The sequence below is a fragment of the Xanthobacter sp. ZOL 2024 genome, from assembly GCF_052932325.1.
Genome location: NZ_CM128808.1, coordinates 4,284,943 through 4,309,593 on the forward strand (window position 1 = coordinate 4,284,943; position 24,651 = coordinate 4,309,593).

The following is a 24,651-nucleotide window of genomic DNA, read 5'->3' on the forward strand; positions in this document are numbered from 1 at the left end:
ACGAAGATGAAGCGCCTCGTGCTCGCGACCCTGGTCGCGGCAGCATTCAGCAGCCCGGGCCTCGCCCAGACTGACCCCAAGCAACCCAACATTCTCCTGATCGTTTCGGACGACACGGGCTACGGCGATCTCGGGGCCTATCTCGGCGGCGAAGAGCGCGGCATGCCGACCCCGAACCTTGATGCCCTCGCCAGCGAAGGCATGCTGTTCACCTCCTTCTATGGCCAGCCCAGCTGCACCCCCGGCCGCGCGGCCATGCAGACCGGCCGCATCCCGAACCGCTCCGGCATGACCACCGTGGCCTTCCAGGGCCAGGGCGGCGGCCTGCCGCACGCGGAGTGGACCCTGGCCTCGGTGCTGAAGCAGGCCGGCTACAACACTTACTTCACCGGCAAGTGGCACCTGGGCGAAGCCGATTACGCGCTGCCCAACGCCCAGGGCTATGACGTGATGAAGTACACCTTCCTCTACCACCTGAACGCCTACACCTACGGCGATCCCAACTGGTTCCCCGACATGAGCCCCGAGGATCGGGCCATGTTCCAGCGGGTCACCAAGGGGGCCCTTTCGGGCAAGGCGGGCGAGGCCCCCAAGCAGGACTTCTCCGTCAACGGCGAATATGTGAACACGCCGGAAAAGGGCGTGGTCGGCATTCCGTTCCTGGATGAGTATGTGGAGAAGGCGGCGCTCGAGTTCCTCGACGATGCGGCCAAGACCAAGAAGCCCTTCTTCATCAACGTCAACTTCATGAAGAACCACCAGCCGAACATGCCGGCCCCGGAGTTCATTCATAAGTCCCCGTCCAAGAGCAAGTATTCCGACTCGGTGCTGGAGCTCGACACCCGCATCGGCCGCGTGCTCAAGAAGCTCGATGACCTCGGGCTGAGCGAGAACACCATCGTGTTCTACACGGTGGACAATGGCGCCTGGCAGGATGTTTACCCCGACTCGGGATACACGCCCTTCCGCGGCACCAAGGGGACGGATCGCGAGGGCGGTAGCCGTGTCCCGGCCATCGTGCGCTGGCCCGGCCACGTGAAGCCCGCCACCCGGAGCGCGGCGATCGTCGGCGGCCTCGATCTCATGAAGACCTTCGCCACCGCCGCCGGCCTCAAGGATCTGCCCAAGGAGGATCGCGACGGCAAGCCGATCATCTTCGACAGCTTCGACATGACCCCGGTGTGGACCGGCAAGGGCGAGCCCACCCGCACCTCCTGGTTCTACTTCACCGAGAACGAGCTGACCCCCGGCGCCGCGCGCCTCGGCCACCTCAAGGCGGTGTTCAACCTGCGTGGTGACGACGGCGCCCCTACCGGCGGCCTTGCTGTCGACACCAACAAGGGCTGGAAGGGTGAAGAGAAGTATGTGGCAACCGTGCCGCAGGTCTTCGATCTGCGCCAGGACCCGCAGGAGCGCTACGACATCTTCATGAACAACTTCACCGAGCGGACCTGGGCGCTGGTGTCCATCAACAAGGCCGTGGCCGAGCTGATGAAGACCTACATCGCCTATCCGCCGCGCAAGCTGCAGAGCGAGGTCTACACCGGCCCCATCACCATCTCGCGCTATGAGATGTTCCAGAACGTGCGCGAGCAGCTGAAAGGCCAGGGCTTCAGCATCGGCCTGCCCACGGGCAACTGATCACCCGCGAGGCTCACCATCTGCGGCAGCCGGCCCACCAGGGCCGGCTGTCTTGCATTTGGCAGGCCTGTGGTGTCAGCGCCGCAGCGCCGACACCTTGGTCACCAGCTCCGCCTGGCGATGCACATCCAGCTTCTGGAAAACGCGCTTCAGCACCACCCGCGCGGTGCCCTCGGTAATGCCGAGCCGCTCCGCCGCCTGCTTCACCTTCAGCCCCGCGCACAGCAGCGATGTCAGCCGCGCCTCGCCTAGGGAGAGGCCGAAGATGGAGCGAATGACCGACGGATCGATCACCGCCCCCTGCTCCAGGGGCTGCGCCAGCACCAGCACATGGGGCTTCGGCCGCGCAAGGCCGAGATGATCGCTGGAGGCCCCCACCACGGGCATTGCCCACACCGCCAGGCGGCTGGTGCCGCTGCGGTCCGACACGGTGGTCGGCCGCGGCGCGCGTGCGCCCACACCCGAACCTGCACCCACGCCCGCATCTGCCCCCCCATGGGCCACATGGGCATCGCGCACGGTGGCGGCAAACGCCGCGTGCTCGTCGGAGGAGGCCGGCTGCAGCGGCCCGCCGTCGCTGGTGAAATAGCGCCCCACCAGGTCTTGCGCCGGGCGATTCATCAGCACCGGGCGCTGCTGGTCATCCAGAATGAAAGCGGCCCGGTCCATGGAGTCCAGAGCGGTGCCGAGGGATTGGCTCACCGTCTCCGAGGTGGCGAGCCGCGAGGAGATGCGCAGGGATTGCTCCACGTGATGAGACAGCGATCCGAGCCGATCCATGGCCGGGCGATCGAACGGCCCGGCCGCCTTGGCCCGCTGGACCACCAGCCCCGCCGGGGCGCCCAGCTCGGAATGGATGACCGCCACCATCTGCCAGCCGAGGCCGACTCGCGGCAGAAAATCCGTATAGAAGGGGGCGCTCTCCAGCGTCGTGTCGGCGATCACATCGTGGTCGCAATAGACGTCGCCCACCGTGAACGGCAGCTCCACCGCCGCATTGAGCCAGGGATTGTGCTCCCACCAGCGTTCCGACCGATAAAGCTGCACCGCTTCCGCGAGCTCCGGGGAATGCTCGATCACCCGCCATCCCTGGCTTTCGCGGACATAGAGCAGCGCCCCGGTGGCCGCGAACACGCCCGCGACACCGGCAAGCGCCTGGGACCATAGGGCCGGGCGCAGGGTGGCTTCATAGATGCGATAGACCGCGTCATTCACGCTCGGCAGCTGTCCGCCACTATCCAAGTCACCGTCCCCTATGGCGCAACACACCCGAACACCGCCCCGCCGGACACCGATCGGCGGGGGTTCGGCCCCATCCATAATATGCCGTCGCAGCGGCCGTAAAGCACCGCCAGCGCTCAGGAACCCAGCGCCCGCAAACGTCTCCCGTTTGGGAGATAGCGAGGACCCGGCCGGTTTGCGAGATTGGCACGGGTCGGGGCGGTGAGCAGACCGGCGCGGTCCATCGTCGCTCGGGGGGTCGGGCGATGGACACTGAGCCGCGCTCGGTCTGCTCGTCGGCAGAGCGCCGCCCATATCACGACGCTCCCGGCGCGCCTCAGGGATTGATCGAGCGCACGTTGCGGAAATCCTCCCGCGCCGCGCCGGCCAGTATAGCCCGGTGGAAGGAGCGCCCCGCCGGCGAGAGATCGCGGCCCGCCCGCTTGATCAGGAACAATTGGCGCTCCACCTGCGGCTCCACCAGGGGCCGGAAGGTGAGCACCGGGTGATCCGGCCGGGGCCAGGCGAGGCTCGGCAGCGGCGCCACGCCCACCCCCGCCTCCACCATGGCCAGCAGCGTGGCCGGATGCTCCGCCTCATGGTGCGGGGCGGTCGCAACCGGCAGGCCGCGCTCCATCTCCAGGCGGATGCCGGTGCCGGGCGCCATGGCCACCACCCCGGCGGCCGAGGCCTCAGCCCAGGTGACTTCCCCCCTGTCCGCCAGGGGATGATCGCGGCGCATCACCAAGGCGAACACGTCGGTGAGCAGGAAGCTGCTGTCGAGCTCGGGGTCGTCCCCCGGCACGTTGGCGACGCCCAGTTCCGCATCGCCGCTGCGCAAGCCCGCGATGATCTGGTGTCGCGGCGCCTCCTTCACGGTGACGCTCACCATGGGGTGCGCCGCCTGGAACTGGGCCAGCACCGACGGCAGCAGCCGCAGCGCCACCGAGGGCACGCAGGTGACCGACACCTGGCCGCGCCGATGCTCCTTGAGGTCCTTCAAGTCCTGCAATTGGTGATCGAGATCGGCCAGCACCCGCTGGATGCCGGGCAGGAAGTCCCGCCCCGCGGCGCTCAGCTGCACACTGCGGGTGGTGCGGTCCAGGAGCCGCAGGCCGAGGTCCCCCTCCAGTTGCTGCACCGCCTGGCTGAGGGCCGATTGCGACAGGCCGAGGCTCCGCGCCGCCCGGCTGAAACTGCCGGTCTGGGCCACGGCCACGAAGGCGCGCAATTGGCGCAGGTTCATATTCATCTGCATTGCTAATGAATATATCCATTTTTCCCGGCTTGTTAATAAGCGTCGCGAATGCCAGGATTTTGGTCGTGATCAACGAATGTGCACATTTCGCCTCCGCGGATGATGCACCGGATGGCGCGGCTCACGTGCCACCACTTCCTTCCGAGAGGCCCTCCCGATGCTGATGGATCGGCGTTCGCTGCTGAAATTCTCCCTCGCCGGCGCTGCCGCGGGCGCCTTCGGCCTGCCGGGCCTCGCCCGCGCCGCCGGCACACCCGTGGTCATCGCCGAGGCGCTGCGCCTCGGCATGTATGCAACGCTTTATGTGGCCGCCGACAAAGGCCTGTTCGCCAAGCACGGGCTGGCCGCGGACATCTCCACCGCCGGCGGCATCGCCCTGCCCGCGCCCATGGTGCTCTCGGGCCGCGCCCAGTTCGGCGTCACCAGCCCCGGCATGTCGGTGAATGCGGCCCGCGAGGGCGGCAAGATGAAGAACATCGCCAAGATCGTCGGCGGCGTCTCCATGTGGGCCATGGCGCGCCCCGACAGCCCCATCAAGAGCATCGACGACCTGCGCGGCAAGACCATCGCCACCCTGAAGTTCCCCTCCTCCACCATTCAGGTGCCCACCTTCGCCATGAAGACTGTGGGCAAGTTCGATCCCAAGGAGGCCGGCGTCACCTTCCTGGAGCTGCCGGCCGGTGCCCAGGCGGCGGCGGTGAAGGACGGCCGCGCCGACGTGGCCACCGCCTTTGAATGGGACATCTCCATCGGCGCCGAGCAGTTCGGCCTGAAGCCGGTGCTCTCGTTCGGCGACATCATCGGCCCGCTGTGCTTCACCACCGCCATGGCGAGCGAGGACTATATCGCCAAGAACCCGGCCACCGTGCAGGCCTTCTGCAATGCCCTCGCCGAGGCGCAGAAGATGATGCACCAGGACAATGCCGTCTTCACCCAGGTGGCTGAAAAGTACTTCCCCAAGGTGTCGCCGGCGGTGATCGCCAACGCCACCAAGAACTTCTTTGGCTCGCGCACCGCCATTCCCCAGAACCCCACCATTTCCGAAGAGGAATGGACCCGCGCCATGGCGCTGGAGCAGGGTGGCGGCTCCATCAAGGAGCCCCTGCCCTATGCCCAGATGGTGGACAATTCCTTCGCCCTGAAGGCGGCGAAGGACTTTGGAGTTGCCGGATGACCGTCGAGACCACCTACCCCACCACGCGCCAGCGCGTGGTGCTGCCTGCCCGCCCCGAGCCGCTGTCGCTGGCGGTGGAGGAAACCGCCGTCGTGGTGGTGGACATGCAGAATGCCTATGCCTCCCCCGGCGGCTATCTCGACCTTGCCGGCTTCGACATCTCCGGTGCCAAGGCCGCCATCTCGGCCATCGCCGAGACGGTGGAGGTGGCGCGCAAGGCCGGCGTCACCGTGGTGTTCTTCCAGAACGGCTGGGACAAGGATTATGTGGAGGCCGGCGGCCCCGGCTCGCCCAACTGGCACAAGTCCAACGCCTTGAAGACCATGCGGGCGCGGCCGGAGCTGGACGGCAAGCTGCTCGCCAAGGGCGGCTGGGATTATGCCCTCGTCGACGCGCTGACGCCCCAGCCCGGTGACATCGTGGTGCAGAAGCCGCGCTATTCGGCCTTCTTCAATTCGCAGTTCGACACGCTGATGCGGGCCCGGGGCATTCGCAACCTGGTGTTCTGCGGCATCGCCACCAATGTCTGCGTGGAATCCACCCTGCGGGACGGCTTCCATCTCGAATATTTCGGCATCCTGCTTGAGGATGCGACCCATCAGGCCGGGCCCGAATACGTGCAGCAGGCCACCATCTACAATGTGGAGACCTTCTTCGGCTGGGTCTCCAACGTCGCCGAATTCCGTCGCGCCTTCGCGCAGATTCCCCCTCAGGACCGCTGAACCGAGGCCCTCGCCATGACCACTCGCGCCATCATCCCCGCCGGCTCCGGCGCCCCGCTCGCCCCCTATTCCCCCGGCATGCAGGCGGACAACACCATCTACGTGTCCGGCACCCTGGCCTTCGACGCCAGCAACAATGTGGTGCATCTGGGCGATGCCGCGGCCCAGACCCGGCATGTGCTGGAGACCATCAAATCGGTGCTGGAAGCGGCCGGCTCCAGCATGGCCGATGTCACTTTCAACCACATCTTCCTCACCGACTGGGCCCATTACGCCGCCATCAACACCGTCTATGCGGAATATTTCCCGGGCGAGAAGCCGGCCCGCTATTGCGTGCAGGTGGGCCTGGTGAAGCCCGGCGCGCTGGTGGAGATCGCCTCCATCGCCCACAAGCGGGGCTGAGCGGTGACCTTGGCCTCCGCCCCGACATCCCCACAGATGCAGCCGCGCGCCGCTGGCCGGCGGAGCGGCTGGCAGGTGCGGCTGCCCTCGGCGCCGCGGGTGGCGCTCTATCAGCTGGCGCTGCTAGTGGGCCTCCTGGCCGCCTGGGAAGCGGCCGTCAGCCTGGATTGGCTGCCGGTCTACCTCTATGGCCGGCCGAGCGGCGTGTTCGCCAAGGGCTGGCAATTGCTGCTCTCCGGCGAGCTGCTGCGGGACGCCGGCCTCACCGCCTGGGAGGCGGTCTCGGGCTTCGTCATCGGCACCGTGCTGGGCAGCGCCGCCGGCCTGCTGCTGTGGCTGTTTCCCACCGGAGCGGCGGTGCTGCGGCCCTACATGATCGCCCTCAACGGCCTGCCGAAGATCGCGCTGGCGCCGCTGATCATCGTCTGGTTCGGCATCGGCCTCGGCTCCAAGATCGCCATTGCCGCCATCATCACCTTCATCGTCGCCCTCATCACCGCCCAGCAGGGCGCCAAGGAGGTGGATTCCGACCTGGTGAAGCTGATGCGCTCGCTCGGGGCGAGCCGCCTGCGCACCTGGCGCACGGTGATCGTGCCCGGCGCCATGCCGTGGATCGTCTCCGCCTTCCGGCTCAACGTGGGCTTCGCGCTGATCGGCGCCGTGGTGGGCGAATACATCGCCTCCAAGGAGGGCCTCGGCTACATGATCTACTATGCCGGCGTCCTTTACGATCTCAACGCCGTGTGGGTGGGCATCGCCGCGCTGATGGCCGTCGCCCTCGCCATGTATGGCGCCATCGACTGGCTCGAACGGCGCCTCCTCGCCTGATCCCTTTCGCAAACGAAGACGATCCATGCCCTACGCGCACGGCGGCGACGCCGATCTCTATTATGAAGTCCATGGCAGCGGCACGCCCATCCTGCTCTCGGCCGGCATGGGCGGCGGCGGCGGCTTCTGGGGCCCGCAGGTGGAGGCCCTCGCCGACAGCCACCAGGTCATCGTCTACGACCACGCCGGCACCGGCCGCAGCGGCCGCGACATCGGCCCCCGCTCCATCGCCGCGATGGCCGACGACATGGCCCGGGTGCTCGATGCCGCCGGCGTGGACGACGCCCACGTGGCCGGCCACGCCATTGGCGGCATCATCGGCATGGAACTGGCGCTGTCGGCGCCCGAGCGGGTGCGCAGCCTCACCGTGGTGAACGGCTGGGCGCGGGCCGACGATTTCATCCGCCGCTGCTTCGAGGTCAGAAAGCGCATCCTGCTCGCCTCCGGCCCGGCCGCCTATGTGCGGGCCCAGCCGCTGTTCCTCTATCCGCCGCGCTGGATCGCCGAGAACACCGCCACCCTCGATGCCGAGGAAGAGCGCATGGTGGCGCACTTCCCGCACACCGACACCATGCTGAACCGCATCGAGACCTTTCTCGCCTTCGATGGGCGCGAGCGCCTCGCCGACATCCGCGTGCCGACCCTGCTGGCGGCGGCGCGGGACGATGCGCTGGTGCCCTCCTATCTCTCCGAGCAGCTGGCCGCCGGCATTCCTGATGCGCGAGTGGCGGCGGTGGACTGGGGCGCCCACGCCTTCACCGCCGTGACCCCCGATGCCTTCAATGCCATGCTGCTCGACTTCTGCGCGGAGACCGACCGATGAGCGAGACCCGGACCGTGGTGCTGCGCGCCACCGATGTGGGCGTCACCTTTCCCGGCGCCAAGGGCCCGGTGGAGGCCATCCGCAAGGTGGATTTCGAGCTCTATGAGGGCGAGACCCTGGCCATCGTCGGCCCCTCGGGCTGCGGCAAATCCACCTTGTTCAACGCCATTTCCGGCCTCCTGAAGCCCACCCGTGGCCATATCGAGGTGGATGGGGTGACCGTGGAGGATGCCACCGGCCATGTGGGCTACATGCTGCAGAAGGACCTGCTGCTGCCCTGGCGCACGGTGATGGAAAACGTGGTGCTGGGCCTTGAGGTGCGGGGCGTGGCGAAGGCGCGCGCCGAGGCCATCGCCCAGGAGCTCATCACCGCCTATGGCCTTGCCGGCTTCGAGCATGCCAAGCCCGCCACCCTGTCGGGCGGCATGCGCCAGCGGGTGGCCATCATGCGCACGCTGGCGTTCGATCCCAAGGTGATCCTGCTTGACGAACCCTTCTCCGCGCTGGATTTCCAGACCCGCCTGCTGCTCCAGGCGGATGTGGCGCGGATCATCACCGAGCGCGGCAAGAGCGCCATTCTCGTCACCCACGACATCGGCGAGGCCATCGCCATGGCCGATCGGGTGCTGGTCCTGAGCCTGCGCCCCTCCGTGGTGCGCGCGGTGCACGAGATCGCCCTGCCGAAGACCGAGCGGGACCCGGTGGCGCTGCGCGCCCATCCCGAGTTCAACGCCTTGTTCTCCCGCATCTGGGCGGATCTGGAGATCCCCAAGGCGGCCTGAGGGCAGCGCCCCCTGCACTCTCACGCGCGTGACATCGGCGGGGCCGCCCATGATATGCTGGAGCGCCCTGCCAGTCTTCGCCAGCCCGGCCGAAAGAGGGGGCTGAAAGGATCCGCGCATGTCGGCCGCCGCCCGCCTCCTCGCCTCGCTGAAAGCCTCCATCGGCGATGTGGTGTTCGGGATGGAAGACGGCACCGTCTCTATCTTCGGCCTGGTGTTCGGCGTCGCCATCAGCACCGATGATCCCCACACCGTGCTCATCGCCGGCGCCACCGGCGCCGCCGCGGCGGCGGTGTCCATGATGGCCGGCAGCTATCTCGATGCCGAATCCGTCCGCGATGCCCGGCGCGCGCGCCAGCAGGGCGCCATGGACCCGGCGCTTGCGCGCACCGAAACGCAGGCCATCACCGCCGCCCTGAGCCGGGGCGGCATGGCGCCGGCCGATGTGGAAACGGTGGCGCAGGCCCTGGGGCGCGCCCCGCGGGCGGCCGCCGGCCTGCGCACCGAGCTGGATGATGCCGCAGACGGCGCCAGCCCCACCTCGCACGCCTTCTGGATGTTCGTTTCCGATCTGTTTGCCGGCTTCACCCCGGTGCTGCCGTTCGCCGTGCTGCCCATGGACAGCGCGCGCATCGTGTCCATCGTGCTCACCACCATCCTTCTGGTGGCCCTGGGCATTGGTCGCGGGCTGGTGGCCCGGCGACCGGTGGTGCGTGCCACGCTGGAAACCCTCAGCATCGCCGCCTCGGCCGCCCTTGCCGGCATCGTCGTCGGCCACCTTCTGTCATGAGAGCGCGCCGCCGGCGCCGCGGCCATGGGGGTCACGGCGCCGGAGACGGGACAGGCTGGTGTTACTGGGGCGGAAAAACCGTGGCCCAGTCGTCCTTCATGTGAATGACGTGCCAGCCGCTCTTGTCCGCTTCGTCCATGAGCGCGGGCGAGAAGGTGCCGAACGGCGTATTCGGCAGGCCACCGGCCGGCCCATAGGCATATTCGCGCACCGGATCGTCGTGATAGACCAGCATCATCAGGCGGGCGCCCGGGCCGGCGGCGGTCCACTGCAGCATCTGCTCATCGCCGTTCGAATTGCCGAAGGCCGCGATCGGCCGCAGCCCGATATGCGAATTGATGCCCACGGGCTTGCCCTCCTTGTCGTCGATGAAGGCGATCTCCGCCAGACGCAGCAGCTCGGGCTTGCCGTCCACAGTCTTGTACTCGGTCTTCACGGAAGACCCCACCACGTTCTGCGGCGGAATGTTATAGACCCGCGCGGTCCACGGCCGCATGAACTCGATGCCGCCACCGGACACGATGAAGGTTTTGAAATCGTTCTGCTGCAGATATTTGATCACCTCCAGCATCGGCTGGTAGACGAGCTCGGTATAGGGGCGCTGAAAGCGCGGATGCTTGGCCTCGGCGATCCAGCCGCTGACGATCTTCTCGAACGCCTCAGTGCTCATGCCCGCATGGGTCACCGCCACGATCTTCATCAGCCCGCCGACTCCGCTTTCACCCAGAGTCTTCATGTCGCCTTCGAGCGCTGCCTTGAAAGGCTGCGTGGTCTTCCATTCGGGATGCTGCGGGGCGAGCACCTTCAGCCGATCGAGAGCGAACGCCAGCTGGGTGTACATGGGATGCTCGACCCACAGCGTGCCGTCGTTGTCGAAGGTGGCGATCCGCTCGGCCGGCGGCACATAGTCCTTGCCGGCCTTGTCGGTCACCTTCTCCACGAAGGAGATGATGGCGCTCTTGTTGGCCCCCTCGTTCCACGACGGCAGCGGATCGTCTTTCGCCATGGCGGAAAAGGCGACCGCGACACTCGCCACGGCCGCGACGGCCCACCGCGTCAACCCCAAGGATACACGCATCACTGCCCCTCCTGATGCACCGGGGTCATGTCCCGGTCCTCTGTGATCGCGCGGCGCCGAAACCGCCGCACCTTCCCTGGCGCGGCCGCGCCAGCGCAGCGCCCGCGGCCGGCCGAACCCGCACCTCCATCAAGCCAGGATTCGAGCGCCCCGTCGCCCCCAACGGCAACCGCAGGTTCTGATGCCGGTGAAAAACGCGCCACAGGCGTCGGAGACTACCTCTCTCGACCGCAGCACACCCCGGCTGATGCCGGATGGACGGTACGGCAGGCGGCAGATCCCCACTTGTCATTTGGCGTCGAATGCGCGCGCCGTTACCGGGACACCTGCCAGCCTGGAAACGTCAAAATATTACGTCTGTATTACTTACCATTGCGGCGCTTTACTGCACCGCAGCAGCAGCCACAGCGCATTGCCCGGCAATGAAAACATGAATGTGCAATGCAAAAAGCACAGGCGTGCGCCGTTACCGTGTTGACCACCCTTGTCATGGATAGTACATTTTAGAAACAACGTTCCGCAATATAGAACACAAAAAGCTGGACACCAGCCAAGCTCACCTGGAACGGGAGGAAAAATTGAAGCACGCAGCCTCTTTGCCGCGCCTGCGCGGCCACGGCCGTCGCCGCACGCCTCGATCCATCCCGACACCGCGCGACTGAGCGATCGCGCGCTGCCACGCTCCGTCATGCGGAGTGGATGAAAGACAAACCGGCGTCCAGCGGCGTCGGATCGGTTTCCATTTATCGAGGATGAGGTAAAGGCATGTCATCCGACATCGAAAATACTTTGGGCTTTGCGCCGGCATTCGACAGCCCGGTGCCCTATATGCAGCGGACCCGCGACTGGTATCTCGCCCTGGGCTACGACAATCCCTACCTCTGGGCCCACTATATCGACACGCCGTTCCAGCCCCTGCGCAAGCCGCTGGCGGAAAGCCGCGTCACCCTGATCACCACCGCCGCGCCCTACCAGCCCGACAAGGGCCCCCAGGGCCCCGGCGCCCCCTACAATTCGGCAGCGAAGTTCTACCAGGTCTATTCCGGCGCCACCGATGCCGAGCACGACCTGCGCATCTCCCACGTGGGCATCGACCGCAAGCACACCAGCATGGAAGACGCGCACAGCTGGTTTCCGCTGGCCGCCCTGCGCGCGGCGGTGGCCAAGGGCCGCATCGGCGCGCTGACGGCCCGCTTCCATGGCGCCCCGACCAATCGCAGCCAGCAGCACACGCTGGAGGTGGATTGCCCGGAGATTCTCGCGCGCTGCCGGGAGGATGGCGCCGACGCCGCGCTGCTGGTGCCCAACTGCCCCATCTGCCACCAGACCCTGAGCCTCATCGCCCGCCACCTGGAAGCCGCCGGCATCGCCACGGTGGTGATGGGCTGCGCCAAGGACATCGTGGAGCATTGCGGCGTGCCGCGGCTGATGTTCTCCGACTTCCCGCTGGGCAACGGAGCCGGCCGGCCGCACGATCCGGACAGCCAGGCGCAGACCCTGGAGTTGGCCCTGCGCACGCTCGAATCCGCCCCCGGCCCGCGCACCACGGTGCAGTCGCCCCTGCGCTGGAGCGCGTCGCCCGACTGGAAGCTGGATTACTGCAACCTCGCCCGGCGCACCCCGGAAGAGATCGCCGCCCTGCGCGCCGAGGCCGACAAGGCCAAGGACGTCGCCCGACAGATCCGCGAAACCACCCTCACCATCAAGGGAGCCGCCTGACATGACCCGTCCCTTTGAAGGTGTGCGCATCCTCGATTTCACGCGCTTCTTCGCTGGCCCCTTCGGCACCTATCAATTCGCCTTACTGGGCGCCGACGTGATCAAGATCGAGCCCATCGAGGGCGAGGAGAACCGGCGCGCCCAGCTCAGCCAGGAATGGGCCGACCGCAACATGGCCCCCGCCTTCGTGGCGGTGAACGCCAACAAGCGCTGCATGACCCTCGACCTGCGCAAGCCCGAGGCCCGGGAGATCATCCTGCGCCTGGCCGCCGAGGCCGATGTGGTGTGGGAGAACTTCCGCCCCGGCGTCATGGATCGCTTCGGCCTCGGCTATGAGGAACTCAGCAAGATCAACCCGCAGCTGATCTATTGCGCGGTCTCCGGCTTCGGCCAGAGCGGCCCGGAGAGCGGCGCGCCGGCGTTCGACGGCAAGGTGCAGGCCATGTCCGGCATCATGTCCATCACCGGCAACCCCTCCGACGGGCCCATGCGGGCGGGCTTTGCGGTGTGCGATCTCATCGGCGGCATCACCGCCGCCTTTGCGGTGTCGAGCGCCCTTTATCAGCGCACCCATACCGGCAAGGGGCAGTTCGTCGACGTCGCCATGCTGGATTCCACCCTCAACGTGCTGGCTCAGCACGTGACCGAATACACCATGACCGGCTATGTCCAGCGCCAGTACGGCAACCTCTCCGTCACCCGCAAGGTGACCGCCGACCGCTTCCGCTGTGGCAACGGGCATATCGTGCTGGCGGTGCTGCTGGAGAAGCAGTTCGCCAACCTCATGCGGGCCCTCGGCCGGGAGGACGCCTTGGCCGATCCCCGCTTCAAGGACTGGCCCACGCGCACCCGCCATGCCGCCGAGCTGCGCGACATCATCGAGGACGCCATGCGCGATGGCGATCCCCAGGGCTGGGAACAGAGGCTCACGGCCGCCGACGTGCCGTGCGCCACCATCCACAGCCTGGACGACATCCTCAACCACCCCCAGGTGCACCACCGCGAGCAGTTGCAGACGGTGCCCTCCGCCTACGGCCCGCTGACCCTGGTGGGCCCCGGCTTCCGCCTGGCCCATGGCAGTGGACGGGTGGAGCGCGCCCCCGGCCAGGTGGGCGAGCACACCGACGAGATCCTCGCCGAATACGGCTTCGCCCCCACCGACATCGCCCGCTGGCGCGAAGCGCGGGTGATCTGAGGCGGGGCGCCCCGGCGCCCCACCCATCCAGTCCAACCAAAAGATACGCCAATAAAAACGATTACCGGAGGAAACGAGATGCAGTTCCGCACCAAGATCTGCCGCCGAACGTTATTGTCCGCCATGGTGGCCGGCGTCACGCTCGCCACCGCTCCGGCCTTCGCGGAGGTCAAGCAGATCAATATCGCCAACCAATATTCCATGGCGCATCTGCCCCTCATGGTGATGAAGGACCAGGGCTTCGTGGAAAAGCGGCTGAAGGCGCAGGGGCTCGACGACACCACCGTCAACTGGCTCAACCTCGCCGGCTCGTCCGCCATGATGGACGGGCTGCTGTCCGGTGGCCTGCAGGTAGCCAGCACCGGCACCAGCGGCTTCGCCATTCTGTGGGATCGCACCCGCGGCCAGGTGAAGGCCATCGGCGCCCAGACCTACATGCCCACCATCCTGGTGACCCGCGATCCGGACGTGAAGAGCCCCAAGGACCTCACCGACAAGAACCGCATCGCGGTGCCGGCGGTGGGCACCTCGCCGCAGGCCATCTTCCTCAAGATGGCGGCGCTGGAACTCTACGGCAAAGACAAGGTCAACCATTTCGACAAGATGACCGTCACCATGGCGCATCCGGATGCCTATGCGGCCATGCTGTCCGGCGCCGGCGGCGTCGACACCCACTTCTCGCCCCCGCCTTTCCCCCAGTGGGAGATGGAGCGCGTGCCCGGCGCCCGCATCATCCTCAACAGCGACGACCTCACCGGCGGCCCGGCCACCACCACGGTGGTGATGGCCAACGAAAAGTTCCGCGCCGACAGCCCCAAGGCCTTCGCCGCCGTGTCCGCCGGCCTGCGCGACGCGATCGACTATATCAACGCCCACCCGAAGGAAGCAGCGGAGATCTACCTGCGCGCGCTCAAGAACACCAAGGATTCGGTGGAAGAGACCGCCGCCCTCATCACCGCCCCGGGCACCACCTTCACCTATGTTCCCAAGAATACGGTGAAGCTGTTCGACGCCATGTATGACGTCGGCGTGCTGAAGCGGAAGCCCAACGACTGGAAGGAGCTGTTCTTCCCCGAGCTCCACGACGTGAATGGCAATTGAGGAGGGGCGCATGAACACCCCTGCCCTCCTCGAGGTGAAAGACGTCACCCTTCAATACAAGACCCGCGACCACCTGGTGACCGCCACCTATCGGGTCAGCTTCGAGATCCACAAAAGCGACCGCTTCGTGCTGCTCGGGCCGTCGGGGTGCGGCAAGTCCACCCTGCTCAAGGCGGTGGGCGGCTACATGGCGCCGGTAGAGGGCGAGATCCGCCTCAACGGCACCGCCATCAACCGGCCCGGCCCCGACCGGATGATGGTGTTCCAGGAGTTCGACCAGTTGCTGCCCTGGAAGACGGTGAAGGAGAACGTCATGTTCGCCCTCACCTCGTCCGGACGGCTGGGGCGGGCCGAGGCCACTGAGCGGGCCATGGCCTATATCGAGAAGGTTCGCCTCACCAAGTTCGCCGACAGCTACCCCCATATGCTGTCCGGCGGCATGAAGCAGCGGGTGGCCATCGCCCGCGGCATGGCGATGGAGCCGGACATCCTGCTGATGGACGAGCCCTTCGCCGCGCTCGACGCGCTCACCCGCACCAAGATGCAGGACGAGTTGCTGCAGCTGTGGGAGGACACCCGCTTCACGGTGCTGTTCGTCACCCACTCGATCCCCGAGGCGATCAAGGTGGGGAACCGGATTCTCCTGCTGTCGCCCCATCCCGGGCGGGTGCGCGCCGAGATGGACAGCACCGGGGTGGACGAAATGGAGCCCGCCCTGGGCATCCCCATGTCCGAGCATATCCACTCCATGCTGATGTCCGAGGAGTTGGTCACGGAGGAAGAAAATGTCTGACGTCGCCCGCCTGTCGCGCACCGTGAGCGTGCCCCGCCCCAAGGACTTCACCGTCGTCGAGAAGCCGCTGACCCTCGGCGAGCGGCTGTGGTCGTCTGGCGCCTTCCGCAAGAGCCTGGTGCTGCTGGGCCTCGCCCTGCTGTGGCAGGGCTACGCGCAATGGCTCGACAACCCCCTGCTGTTCCCCACCTTCGTGGAAACGGTGCAGGCCCTGGTGCAGGGCATCATCGGCGGCGATCTCATCAGCGCCGTGTGGGTCTCCATGCAGCTGCTGCTGGTGGGCTACGCGGTGGGCCTGGTGCTGGCGGCGCTGCTGGCGGTGCTCGCCATCACCACACGGCTCGGCAACGACGTGCTGGAAACCATGACCGCCATGTTCAGCCCATTGCCGGCCATCGCGCTGCTGCCGCTGGCGCTCATCTGGTTCGGCCTCGGCGTCGGCTCCATCGTCTTCGTGCTGATCCACTCGGTGCTGTGGCCGGTGGCGCTCAACACCCACACCGGCTTCAGGGCGGTGTCCAACACCCTGCGCATGGTGGGGCGCAACTACGGCCTGCGGGGGCTGCCCTATGTGGCGCTGATCCTCATCCCCGCCGCCTTCCCCAGCATTCTCACCGGCCTCAAGATCGGCTGGGCATTCGCCTGGCGCACCCTGATCGCGGCCGAGCTGGTGTTCGGCGTCACCACCGGCGGCGGCGGGCTCGGCTGGTACATCTACCAGAACAAGAACACGCTGGAGATTCCCCAGGTTTTCGCCGGCCTTCTGGCGGTGATCCTGGTGGGCCTGCTGGTGGACAACCTCATCTTCCGCGTCATCGAGAACCGTACCGTGCGCCGGTGGGGCATGCAGCATTGACCCGACCACGACCGGAGGACGTAATGACGCCCTTCGGCACGCGCCGTGACGCCCGGCGCATCAGGCAGTGAACTCCGGCGGCCCAGGCGGCGCCCGCGCCGCCGGGCCTCAGGAAAAGTGGGAGGCATCGTGAACAATACACTGGTGAAAGGCATGGCTCTTCTGGAGGTCCTCGCCCGCAGCGAGCGGGCTCTGGGCGTCTCCGAGCTCGCCGCGCGAGTGGAGATCGGCAAGAGCAATGCGCATCGCCTGCTGCAGGCGCTGACCGAGCTCGGCTATGTGCGCCGCGCCAGCGATGCCGGCACCTATCAGGCCTCGATCCGGCTGTGGGAGCTGGGCATGGCGCTGTTCGCGCAGATCGACCTGCGGGCCATGGCCGCCCCGGCCATGGAGCGCCTGCTGCTCGCCACCCGCGAAACCGTGCACCTCTCCACGCTCGACATGGACGACGTGGTCTATCTGGCCAAGCTGGACAGTCCCCAGCCGGTGCGCGCCTATAGCCAGGTGGGCGGCCGCGCGCCCGCCTATTGCGTGGCCACCGGCAAGGCCATGCTGTCGGCGCGCAGCGACATCCTGCTGCAGGACCTCGCCCAGCACCTCGAAAGCCATTCCCCCCGCACCATCACCGATCCCCAGGACTTCCTGCGGGAGATCGCCCGCATCCGCACCCAGGGCTATGCCGAGAACCGGGGGGAGTGGCGGGAGAGCGTGTGCGGCGTCGCCGCCCCCATCCGCGATCCCGCGGGCCAGGTGGTGGCCGCCATCGGCGTGTCCGGCCCCTCGGACCGTGTGCGGCCCGCCCATTTCAAGGCGCTGGGCCGCGAGGTGCTGCAGGCGGCCGCGGAGGTAGAGCGGGCGCTCGCCGAAGGCGGCACCGCCACCCGCATGACGCCGCTCCAGCCCAACCTCTCCGATACCCCCTGCGCGGCCCGCTGAGCGCCCCCAGATGAGCGGCTCCATTGTGCCGCACGCCCCTTTCACACCACGAGGCAAACCCATGCGCGATATGTCCCCGTCTCGATCTTCCGGCCCGCTGGCGGGCATCCGGGTGGTCGAATTCTGCCAGGTCGCGGCCGGCCCCTTCTGCGGCATGCTGCTGGCCGACTACGGTGCGCAGGTGATCAAGATCGAGCCGCGCGAAGGGGATGGCCTGCGCGCCTGGCCGCCGATCCGCGGCGGCTTCTCGGAGAATTTCGCCTCCCTCAACCGGGGCAAGAAATCCATCGCCCTCGACCTGAAGTCCCCCGACGACCGGGAACTCGCCCGCGCCCTGGTGCTCGATGCCGACGTGCTGGTGGAAAACAACCGGCCGGGGGTGATGGAGCGGCTGGGGCTCGGCTGGAGCTGGGCGCGCAGCGCCAAGCCCTCGCTCGTCTATTGCTCCATCTCTGCCTATGGGCAGAGCGGCCCGCGGGCCCGCGAAGGCGGCTTCGATCTCACCATCCAGGCGGCGGCCGGAGTGATGAGCGTGACCGGAGAGCCGGACGGTGCGCCCTTGAAGTGCGGGGTTCCGGTCTCCGATTTCACCGCCGGCCTCTATGCCGCCTTCTCCATCAGCGCCATGCTGGCGCGGGTGAAGGCGGGCGGCCCCGGCGGGCATATCGACGTGCCCATGTTCTCCACCACCCTGGCCATCGGCGCCCTGCAGACCAGCGAGTATTTCGGCACCGGCCGCAACCCGCGCAAGCTGGGCTCCGCCCACCCCCGCAACGCGCCCTACGAGGCCTTCCGCGCGCGGGACGGCTGGTTCGCCCTGGCCGCCGGCAACAACCGCCTGTGGCAGGCGGTGTGCGAGGTGGCCGGCACCCAGGAGCTGTTCGAGGATCCCCGCTTCGCCACCAACACCCTGCGCGCCAGCAACCAGGCGGAGCTCAAGGGCCTTCTGGAAGCTAAATTCGCCGACGCCGATGCCGGCACCTGGCTGCGGCGGTTTGCGGAAGCCGGCGTTCCAAGCGCCCCCATCAACGATTTTGCATCGGCCCTCTCCGACCCCCAGGCCGAGCATCTCGAGTTGGTGCAGGCAATGCAGATGCCCGGCGGCACGGCCACGCAGACCGTCACCTGCCCCATCTGGCTCGATGGCGCACCGGTGCCCGTGAACACCCGCTCGCCCGCGCTCAACGAACACGAAGAAGAACTGCGCACGGCCTTCGGCCGGCGCGAACCGGAGGAAATGACAGGATGAACGCCCAAACCCGTTCCGCAGCCGCCTCCATCACGCCCCTGCGGCAGTTCGTGGTGGAGATGACCCGCCTCGTGGAGGCCACCGACGACGAACAACGCCTGCTCGGCGAGGGGCGCCCGCTGCTCGCCCGCCTGGTTTCGCGCGACGACTGGCTGCCGGACGCCTTCGCCCAGCCGCATCCGGACTTCTACCAGCAGTATCTGCTGCATGCGGACCCGTTCGAGCGGTTCTGCGTGGTGAGCTTCGTGTGGGGGCCGGGGCAGAAGACCCCCATTCACGACCACACGGTGTGGGGGCTCGTGGGCATCCTGCGTGGCGCCGAACGCGCGGTGCGCTACGGCCGCGATGAACACGGGGCGCTGGTGGCTGAGGGCGAAGACATCCTGCCCACCGGGGCCGTGGAGGCCGTCTCCCCCGACATCGGCGACATCCACGCGGTGGAGAATGCGGTGGCGGACCGCCCCTCCATCTCCATTCATGTCTATGGCGGCAACATCGGCGCCATCCGTCGCAGCGTGTTCGATCCCCAGACCGGGGAGCGCCGCCCCTTCGTTTCCGGCTATTCCTCACCGGCGGTGCCCAATCTGTGGGATCGCTCGGCCGAGGTGCGCGCGGCCACATGCTGAGGTTCAGATGACCATCGCCCAGGATGACCCCTGCCGGCTGACGATCGGCGACGGCTTTGCCGTGCTGAGCCTCAACCGCCCCGCCCGCGGCAATGCGCTCGCCACCGACATGGTGGAGCGCGCGCTGGCCGCGCTCGATGCCGCTGTCGCCGATCCGCAGGTGCATTCGCTGGTGCTGTGCGGCGTCGGGCGCCACTTCTGCACCGGCTTCGATCTCTCCACCCTGGCGGAGGAGAGCGACGCCACGCTGCTGGCCCGGCTGGTGCGCATCGAGACCCTGCTGGATGCCCTGTGGCGGCTGCCACTGCGCACCATCGCCATCGGCCAGGGGCGGGTCACCGGTGCGGGTGCCGACCTGTTCGTAGCCTGCGACCACCGCCTGCTCGCCGCCGACGCCAGCCTGGCCTTTCCCGGCGCCCGTTTCGGCATCGTGCTCGGCACCCGGCGGCTCGCCGCGCGGATCGGCGGCGATCGCGCCCTCGGCGTGGTGTCCGGCGGGCGCACCCTGGCCGCCGGCGCGGCGCTCGCCGCCGGGCTGGCGTCCGCGCCCCTGCCGGAAGGGCTCGATCCGCTGCGCGACACGCCGTGGCTCACCCTGGGCCCCCCGGTGGTGGATCGCACCACCTTCGCCCATCTGCGCCAGGCCCTGGATGACCATGCCGGCGACGGGGACCTCGCCGCTTTGGTGCGCTCCGCCGCCCGCCCCGGGCTGAAGGCGCGCATCACCGCCTATCGCGCCAGCCTCACGGCCAACCGCCCCGCGCCGCAGGCCTGATCCCCCCGCCACGTCCGGGCGCCCCTGTCCGCCAGGGGCGCCCGTTCTGCTGCAGTGGCATGCCCTTACCCCCAAACGCATAATTCTTGTGCACGCATCAGATCCATGCACATGGCTGTGCATGATTTCCTGATGCACGTGCTGCCAGCCTCTGGAAATCTGCACGCACGTGAAGGGAAACGATGCCCAACCAGCGGCGTAGCCGAGTTCAATGGCCGCCCCCTTCGCGCCCGCACTCAGAACCGGAGGGGTTCATGACCACTGAGCTCACCGGGGCCGGCGCCCCGACCAGACACAGGCCCAACGTCGCCTCACCTCACATGCCCCACCTCGGCATCATCCCGCGCAGCACGGCCGGGCGGCTGTTCCTGGGCTGGGCGGCGCTGAACATGCTGCTGGCGCTGATGCCGGTGTTCGGCGTGTTCGGCAACGGCAACCAGATCGTCGGCGGCATCCTGCCCCTGACGGTTCTGTATTCCTACGCCATCTTCACGCTGAACTGCGTCTTCGGCCTCGCCTATTTCTTCGCGCGCGGGCGCGCCTGGGCCAAAACCCATACCCATCACGAGCGCGCGGGCGCCAACGAGCAGGCCGGGGGCGCACGATGAACACCACCCTCACCATCGCCGGCATCGCCATCTACATGGTGGCCATGTTCCTCATCGGCTGGGCCGCCTACCGGCGCAACAAGGCCAATGACGCGGACGACTGGTTCGTCATGGGGCGCAGCGCCAACCTGTTCATGTTGGTGGGCACCCTGTTCGCCACATGGTTCAGCACCTTCGCCTTTCTCGGCGGGCCCGGCACCTTCTACCTCACCGGCGTGAACTGGCTGCTGTTCGGCTTCTTCAATTCCATGGGCCCGGTGCTGGTGATGATCTTCGGCCCGCGCATCTGGACCCTGGGCAAGCGCTTCGGCTTCATCACCCCGGCCGACCTGCTCGCCTCCTATTATGATGACAGCCGCCGGCTGCGCCTGCTCACCGGCCTCGTGTGCATCGCCGTGCTGTTTCCCTACGCGGCGATCCAGCTCTCCGGCATCTCGGTGGCGCTGAACTCCATCTCCCACGGCCTCATCTCCTACGAGACCGGCATCATCGGCCTTGCCGTGTGCGTGGGCGTCTATGCCATCTTCGGCGGCAGCCGCGCGGTGGTGTGGACCGACGCGGTGCAGGGCATCATCTTCGCCGCTTTGCTGATCGGCGGCGCCATCGCCGTGGTGCACTGGTCCGGCGGCTGGCAGACGGGGTGGTCCAATGCGGTGGCGGCGGCGCCGGACAAGTTCATGTTCGGCGAGAACACCAAGCAGGGCACCTACATCACCCTGCTGATCCTGTGGACCTTCGGCTGGATCCTCACCCCCCACCTGTGGCAGCGCCTCTACATGGCGGAGAGCCCGCGGACCCTGCTGCTCGGCTCGGTGATCACCTCGTTCCTGGCCTTGTTCGTGGTGACCTTTTCCGGCGCCGTCATCGGCATGCTCGCCATCGGCATGAACGTGGCGCCCACCGGCTCCATCGTCTCCGACGCGCTGGTGCCGATGATCTTCGCCAAATACCTGCCGATCTTCGGCGTGGTGCTGGTGATCGCGGTGTTCGCGGCGGGCATGTCCACCCTCGACAGCCAGATCATCTCCGCCTCCTCGAACTTCACGCAGGACCTTTATGGCGCCATGCCGAAGCTCGATCAGAGCCGCAAGATGAAGGCCTCCCGCTATTTCGAGATCGCCTTCGTGGTGGCGGTGGTGCTGTTCTCGCTCTCCGAGGCGGGGCGCCAGTTGCTGATCCCGCTCGCCTCCATCGGCGTCGGCATGGCGCTGGTGTTCCTCATGCCGCTGATCGGCGCGCTGTTCTGGCCCCGGGCGAGCGAGCCGGCCGCCTTCTGGTCCATGCTGTGCGGCTGGGGCGTGATGATGGCGATGCAGTTCAAGCTGTTCGCTCTGCCCGGCTCCATCGGCCCGGCCCTGTGGGGGCTCATCGTCTCCGTGGTGCTGTTCTACGGCATTTCCTTCGCCACCGCCCCGGTGTCCCTGCGCAAGCGCCAGCAGTTCCAGGACGACATGCTGGATGTCTTCCCCGAGACCCGCGTCGCCCAGGGCAAGGAAGCCTCGCTCTGACCCCCGCGCCGCCGGGGTGGGCCGGAAACGGACCTACTCCGGCGGCAGGGCCCGCGCGCCCGGCCGCGTCACGGCCGGGCCATGGCCCAGAAGGTAGTCCCGATCCGCCCGCAGCAGCCGCGCCAGATAGCGCTCCACCGCCCGGATCCGCCCGGCCCCGCGAAGATCATTATGAACCGTCAGCCAGACTTCACGCCGGACATCGGTCACCCCATCGAGCACCCGCAGCAGCCGGGTCTCCTGCTCCACCGCGAAATAGGGCAGCAGCACCAGGCCCATGCCGCCCACGGCGCAGCCCATCTGGGCAATCATGGACGAGGACGTCACGGCGATGCGCGGCGCGTTGATCACGTCGTCGAGCCAGCGCACGGGGTCGATATGGATGAGGTCGCGGACATAATCGACGAACACGTGCTCCGACAGATCGGCGAGGCTGTGGGGCGTGCCGTGGCGCTCCAGATATTCCGGCGCCGCGAACAGCCCCAGGCCGAACTCCCCCACCTTCTTGGAGGTGACGCTCTTCGCGTCAGCGCGGAAGAACGACAGGAACAGATCCGCCTCCCGGCGCGACACCTGCACATGCTGCGGCGAAGTGATGATCTCCAGGGTGATGCCCGGATAAAGCTCGGACAGCGCCAGCAGCCGGCGCGACAGGTAGAGCGAGGCGATGCCTTCCATCATCGCGATCCGCACCACCCCTCCGATCTCTGCATCGCGGCCGGCCAGATGCGTCTCCATGCCGATGATGCTGTGCTCCACCGCTTCCGCCCGCTCCAGCACCTCCTGGCCGAGGCGGGTGAGCGAGAGCCCGTTGGACTGACGCTCGAACAGGCTGGCACCGATGACATATTCCAGCTGGCTGACGCGCCGGCTGATGGTGGAATGATCCATGCCCAGCTGGCGGGCGGCTCGGGAGATGGCGCCCGACCGGGCGACGATCAGGAAGATGCGCAGGTCGTCCCAGTTCAGATTGTTCAATCCCGCCATCGCCGCGCCTCGCCCTTCTCCGTCCGTGGGCCCGATGCCCGACAGCGGATCGTCATGAGCCGGGCGCGAGTTGAGACAAGTCTTGCGCCCCGCGCAACCCGTTCAACCCGAGATTAAGGAACAGGAGGATCGCCCCCTTGCCCCAGCCCGCCCCCTGCCGCGTCGCGGCCGCCCATGCCGCTCCCGTCTTCCACGACCGCGCCGCCACCACCCGCAAGGCGGCGGCGCTCATCGCCACGGCGGCGGAGGGCGGCGCGAGCCTCGTGGCGTTTCCGGAAAGCTATATTCCCGGCTTTCCCATCTGGGCGGCGCTCTGGGCGCCCATCCACAATCACGACCTGTTCGAGCAATTTGTAGAGGCCTCCATCTATGTGGACGGTCCGGAGATCGCCGAGCTGCGCGCCGCCGCCCGGCGCCACCACATCAGCGTGTGGATCGGCTTTTCCGAGCGCAATCCGGCCAGCGTCGGCGGCATCTGGAACAGCGCGCTGCTGATCGGCAGCGATGGCGAAATCCTCATTCATCACCGCAAGCTGGTGCCCACCTTCTTCGAGAAGATGGTGTGGGCGCCGGGCGACGGCGCCGGCCTGGTGGTGGCGCAGACCCCCGCCGGGCGCGTCGGCGGGCTCATCTGTGGCGAGAACACCAACCCCCTCGCCCGCTTCACCCTGATGGCCCAGCGCGAGGAGGTGCACATTTCCTGCTGGCCGCCCATCTGGCCGACGCGCCCGCCATCGGACACCCGCAATTTCGACAATCTCGCCGCCAATCGCATCCGCGCCAGCGCCCATTGCTTCGAGGCGAAGGCTTTCGGCATCGTGTGCGCGGCGGTGCTCGATGAGGCCGGCAAGGCGATGCTAGTGGCCCGCGATCCTGCTGTCCGCGACATGCTGGAGCGCTCCCCCCAGGCCGAATCCTTCTTCCTGGATCCCACCGGCACCCCGGTGGGCGACAGCGCGCGCATGGAGGAAAAGGTGATCTTCGCCGATTTCGACCTTGCCGCCTGCGTGGAGCCCAAGCAGTTCCACGACCTCACCGGCTATTATAACCGCTTCGACGTGTTCGAGCTCTCCGTGGACCGACGCCGGCAGGTGCCGGTGCGCTTCCGCGCCGGTGAGGAGGCACGCCCGGAACGCCCCCGCATGCGCGTGGAGACCACGCCCCTGCGCTGGCGCACGGAGCAGACCGTCGGGTCTGAGTGACGGACGCGGCGACGAAGAAGTCGACCGCCGCGATTCGCGCCCCGCCGGCCATGGCCCCCATGGCCGGCGGGGCGGCAGGGACTGGCGCTCCGGAGATCGAAAATCCCCGTCATGCCGGCCTGCCGCGCCGGTCCCTGCACACGCCATCCACAGGCCGCAGCACGGGCGCCCGCCAAATTCGCCGCGGCCATTGCAATTTTCCACGGCACCTGCCATAGGAGCGCACCGCCGGCGACGAACCACGACGCTGTGCATTGGATGCGGGTGTAGCTCAGGGGTAGAGCACAACCTTGCCAAGGTTGGGGTCGAGGGTTCGAATCCCTTCGCCCGCTCCAGTTTCTCTCAAAAAATCAGATCAATAGCAGGCGCCTTCCGGG

General features: G+C 67.6%; 24 protein-coding genes and 1 tRNA gene. 21 read left to right on the forward strand and 4 right to left on the reverse strand.

Features of this window, described 5'->3' with window-relative positions:
- The first annotated feature begins 6 nt into the window (after window positions 1-6).
- Entirely contained in the window at window positions 7-1,641 is a 1,635-nt protein-coding gene (locus tag ACU4E7_RS19605) for an arylsulfatase (protein ID WP_447019882.1), read from the forward strand.
- Between the two features lie 75 nt (window positions 1,642-1,716).
- On the opposite strand, the gene ACU4E7_RS19610 is transcribed toward ACU4E7_RS19605, so the two are convergent.
- Window positions 1,717-2,856: a helix-turn-helix transcriptional regulator gene (locus tag ACU4E7_RS19610; protein WP_447019883.1), complete on the reverse strand. Its 1,140-nt coding sequence runs from the start codon at window positions 2,854-2,856 to the stop codon at window positions 1,717-1,719.
- 343 nt (window positions 2,857-3,199) lie between these two features.
- Window positions 3,200-4,120 (reverse strand): LysR family transcriptional regulator, encoded by a 921-nt coding sequence (locus ACU4E7_RS19615; RefSeq protein WP_238123005.1) that lies wholly within the window; start codon window positions 4,118-4,120, stop codon window positions 3,200-3,202.
- 157 nt (window positions 4,121-4,277) lie between these two features.
- Here ACU4E7_RS19615 and ACU4E7_RS19620 point away from each other — a divergent pair, with 157 nt between their 5' ends.
- The 7 genes from ACU4E7_RS19620 (at window position 4,278) to ACU4E7_RS19650 (ending at window position 9,641) form a co-directional block, all read left to right on the forward strand.
- Complete coding sequence (locus tag ACU4E7_RS19620) at window positions 4,278-5,294, forward strand: ABC transporter substrate-binding protein (RefSeq protein WP_447019884.1); 1,017 nt, start codon at window positions 4,278-4,280, stop codon at window positions 5,292-5,294.
- On the forward strand, window positions 5,291-6,016 hold the full coding sequence (rutB, locus tag ACU4E7_RS19625; protein WP_447019885.1) for a pyrimidine utilization protein B: 726 nt from the start codon (window positions 5,291-5,293) through the stop codon (window positions 6,014-6,016). The genes ACU4E7_RS19620 and rutB overlap by 4 nt, the downstream gene beginning before the upstream one ends.
- 15 nt (window positions 6,017-6,031) lie before the next feature.
- Window positions 6,032-6,418, forward strand: coding sequence for a pyrimidine utilization protein C (gene rutC / locus ACU4E7_RS19630; RefSeq protein ID WP_447019886.1), 387 nt, complete (start codon window positions 6,032-6,034; stop codon window positions 6,416-6,418).
- Window positions 6,419-6,454: 36 nt separating this feature from the next.
- Window positions 6,455-7,246, forward strand: a complete 792-nt coding sequence (locus ACU4E7_RS19635; protein WP_273546342.1) for an ABC transporter permease — start codon at window positions 6,455-6,457, stop codon at window positions 7,244-7,246.
- Window positions 7,247-7,271: 25 nt separating this feature from the next.
- Window positions 7,272-8,069, forward strand: a complete 798-nt coding sequence (gene rutD / locus ACU4E7_RS19640) for a pyrimidine utilization protein D (protein ID WP_447019887.1) — start codon at window positions 7,272-7,274, stop codon at window positions 8,067-8,069.
- Window positions 8,066-8,851, forward strand: a complete 786-nt coding sequence (locus ACU4E7_RS19645) for an ABC transporter ATP-binding protein (protein ID WP_447019888.1) — start codon at window positions 8,066-8,068, stop codon at window positions 8,849-8,851. The genes rutD and ACU4E7_RS19645 overlap by 4 nt, the downstream gene beginning before the upstream one ends.
- 118 nt (window positions 8,852-8,969) lie before the next feature.
- Complete coding sequence (locus ACU4E7_RS19650; RefSeq protein WP_238123012.1) at window positions 8,970-9,641, forward strand: VIT1/CCC1 transporter family protein; 672 nt, start codon at window positions 8,970-8,972, stop codon at window positions 9,639-9,641.
- 61 nt (window positions 9,642-9,702) lie between these two features.
- Here ACU4E7_RS19650 and ACU4E7_RS19655 read toward each other — a convergent pair whose 3' ends face one another.
- On the reverse strand, window positions 9,703-10,719 hold the full coding sequence (locus ACU4E7_RS19655) for an HAD family hydrolase (protein WP_447019889.1): 1,017 nt from the start codon (window positions 10,717-10,719) through the stop codon (window positions 9,703-9,705).
- A gap of 765 nt (window positions 10,720-11,484) precedes the next feature.
- Between ACU4E7_RS19655 and ACU4E7_RS19660 the strand changes: the two genes are divergently transcribed.
- From ACU4E7_RS19660 to ACU4E7_RS19710, 11 genes are all read left to right on the forward strand, one after another.
- Window positions 11,485-12,438 (forward strand): glycine reductase, encoded by a 954-nt coding sequence (locus ACU4E7_RS19660; protein ID WP_447019890.1) that lies wholly within the window; start codon window positions 11,485-11,487, stop codon window positions 12,436-12,438.
- Window position 12,439: 1 nt separating this feature from the next.
- Window positions 12,440-13,633, forward strand: a complete 1,194-nt coding sequence (locus tag ACU4E7_RS19665) for a CaiB/BaiF CoA transferase family protein (RefSeq protein ID WP_238123015.1) — start codon at window positions 12,440-12,442, stop codon at window positions 13,631-13,633.
- Window positions 13,634-13,711: 78 nt separating this feature from the next.
- Window positions 13,712-14,734, forward strand: a complete 1,023-nt coding sequence (locus ACU4E7_RS19670; RefSeq protein ID WP_447019891.1) for an ABC transporter substrate-binding protein — start codon at window positions 13,712-13,714, stop codon at window positions 14,732-14,734.
- 10 nt (window positions 14,735-14,744) lie between these two features.
- Window positions 14,745-15,527 (forward strand): ABC transporter ATP-binding protein, encoded by a 783-nt coding sequence (locus tag ACU4E7_RS19675; protein WP_238123017.1) that lies wholly within the window; start codon window positions 14,745-14,747, stop codon window positions 15,525-15,527.
- Entirely contained in the window at window positions 15,520-16,383 is an 864-nt protein-coding gene (locus ACU4E7_RS19680; protein WP_238123018.1) for an ABC transporter permease, read from the forward strand. Before ACU4E7_RS19675 ends, ACU4E7_RS19680 begins: the two co-directional genes overlap by 8 nt.
- 129 nt (window positions 16,384-16,512) lie before the next feature.
- Window positions 16,513-17,319 carry an IclR family transcriptional regulator gene (locus ACU4E7_RS19685; protein ID WP_447019892.1) on the forward strand — a complete coding sequence of 269 codons (807 nt, stop codon included), beginning with the start codon at window positions 16,513-16,515 and terminating at the stop codon, window positions 17,317-17,319.
- 61 nt (window positions 17,320-17,380) lie between these two features.
- Entirely contained in the window at window positions 17,381-18,568 is a 1,188-nt protein-coding gene (locus tag ACU4E7_RS19690) for a CaiB/BaiF CoA transferase family protein (protein ID WP_447019893.1), read from the forward strand.
- Window positions 18,565-19,194 (forward strand): cysteine dioxygenase family protein, encoded by a 630-nt coding sequence (locus tag ACU4E7_RS19695; protein WP_238123021.1) that lies wholly within the window; start codon window positions 18,565-18,567, stop codon window positions 19,192-19,194. The genes ACU4E7_RS19690 and ACU4E7_RS19695 overlap by 4 nt, the downstream gene beginning before the upstream one ends.
- 7 nt (window positions 19,195-19,201) lie before the next feature.
- The gene (locus ACU4E7_RS19700; RefSeq protein WP_238123022.1) at window positions 19,202-19,969 is read left to right on the forward strand and encodes an enoyl-CoA hydratase/isomerase family protein; all 768 of its coding nucleotides are present in this window, start codon (window positions 19,202-19,204) and stop codon (window positions 19,967-19,969) included.
- A 254-nt stretch (window positions 19,970-20,223) separates the two neighbouring features.
- Entirely contained in the window at window positions 20,224-20,577 is a 354-nt protein-coding gene (locus tag ACU4E7_RS19705) for a hypothetical protein (RefSeq protein WP_238123023.1), read from the forward strand.
- The gene (locus ACU4E7_RS19710) at window positions 20,574-22,085 is read left to right on the forward strand and encodes a sodium:solute symporter family protein (RefSeq protein WP_238123024.1); all 1,512 of its coding nucleotides are present in this window, start codon (window positions 20,574-20,576) and stop codon (window positions 22,083-22,085) included. Before ACU4E7_RS19705 ends, ACU4E7_RS19710 begins: the two co-directional genes overlap by 4 nt.
- A gap of 33 nt (window positions 22,086-22,118) precedes the next feature.
- Here ACU4E7_RS19710 and ACU4E7_RS19715 read toward each other — a convergent pair whose 3' ends face one another.
- Window positions 22,119-23,072 (reverse strand): LysR family transcriptional regulator, encoded by a 954-nt coding sequence (locus ACU4E7_RS19715; protein WP_447019894.1) that lies wholly within the window; start codon window positions 23,070-23,072, stop codon window positions 22,119-22,121.
- A gap of 137 nt (window positions 23,073-23,209) precedes the next feature.
- On the opposite strand from ACU4E7_RS19715, the gene ACU4E7_RS19720 reads away from it, so the two are divergent.
- Both ACU4E7_RS19720 and ACU4E7_RS19725 read left to right on the forward strand, forming a co-directional pair.
- Window positions 23,210-24,274: a carbon-nitrogen hydrolase family protein gene (locus ACU4E7_RS19720; RefSeq protein WP_447019895.1), complete on the forward strand. Its 1,065-nt coding sequence runs from the start codon at window positions 23,210-23,212 to the stop codon at window positions 24,272-24,274.
- 260 nt (window positions 24,275-24,534) lie between these two features.
- Window positions 24,535-24,609 (forward strand) — tRNA-Gly (locus ACU4E7_RS19725).
- Window positions 24,610-24,651 lie beyond the last annotated feature (42 nt).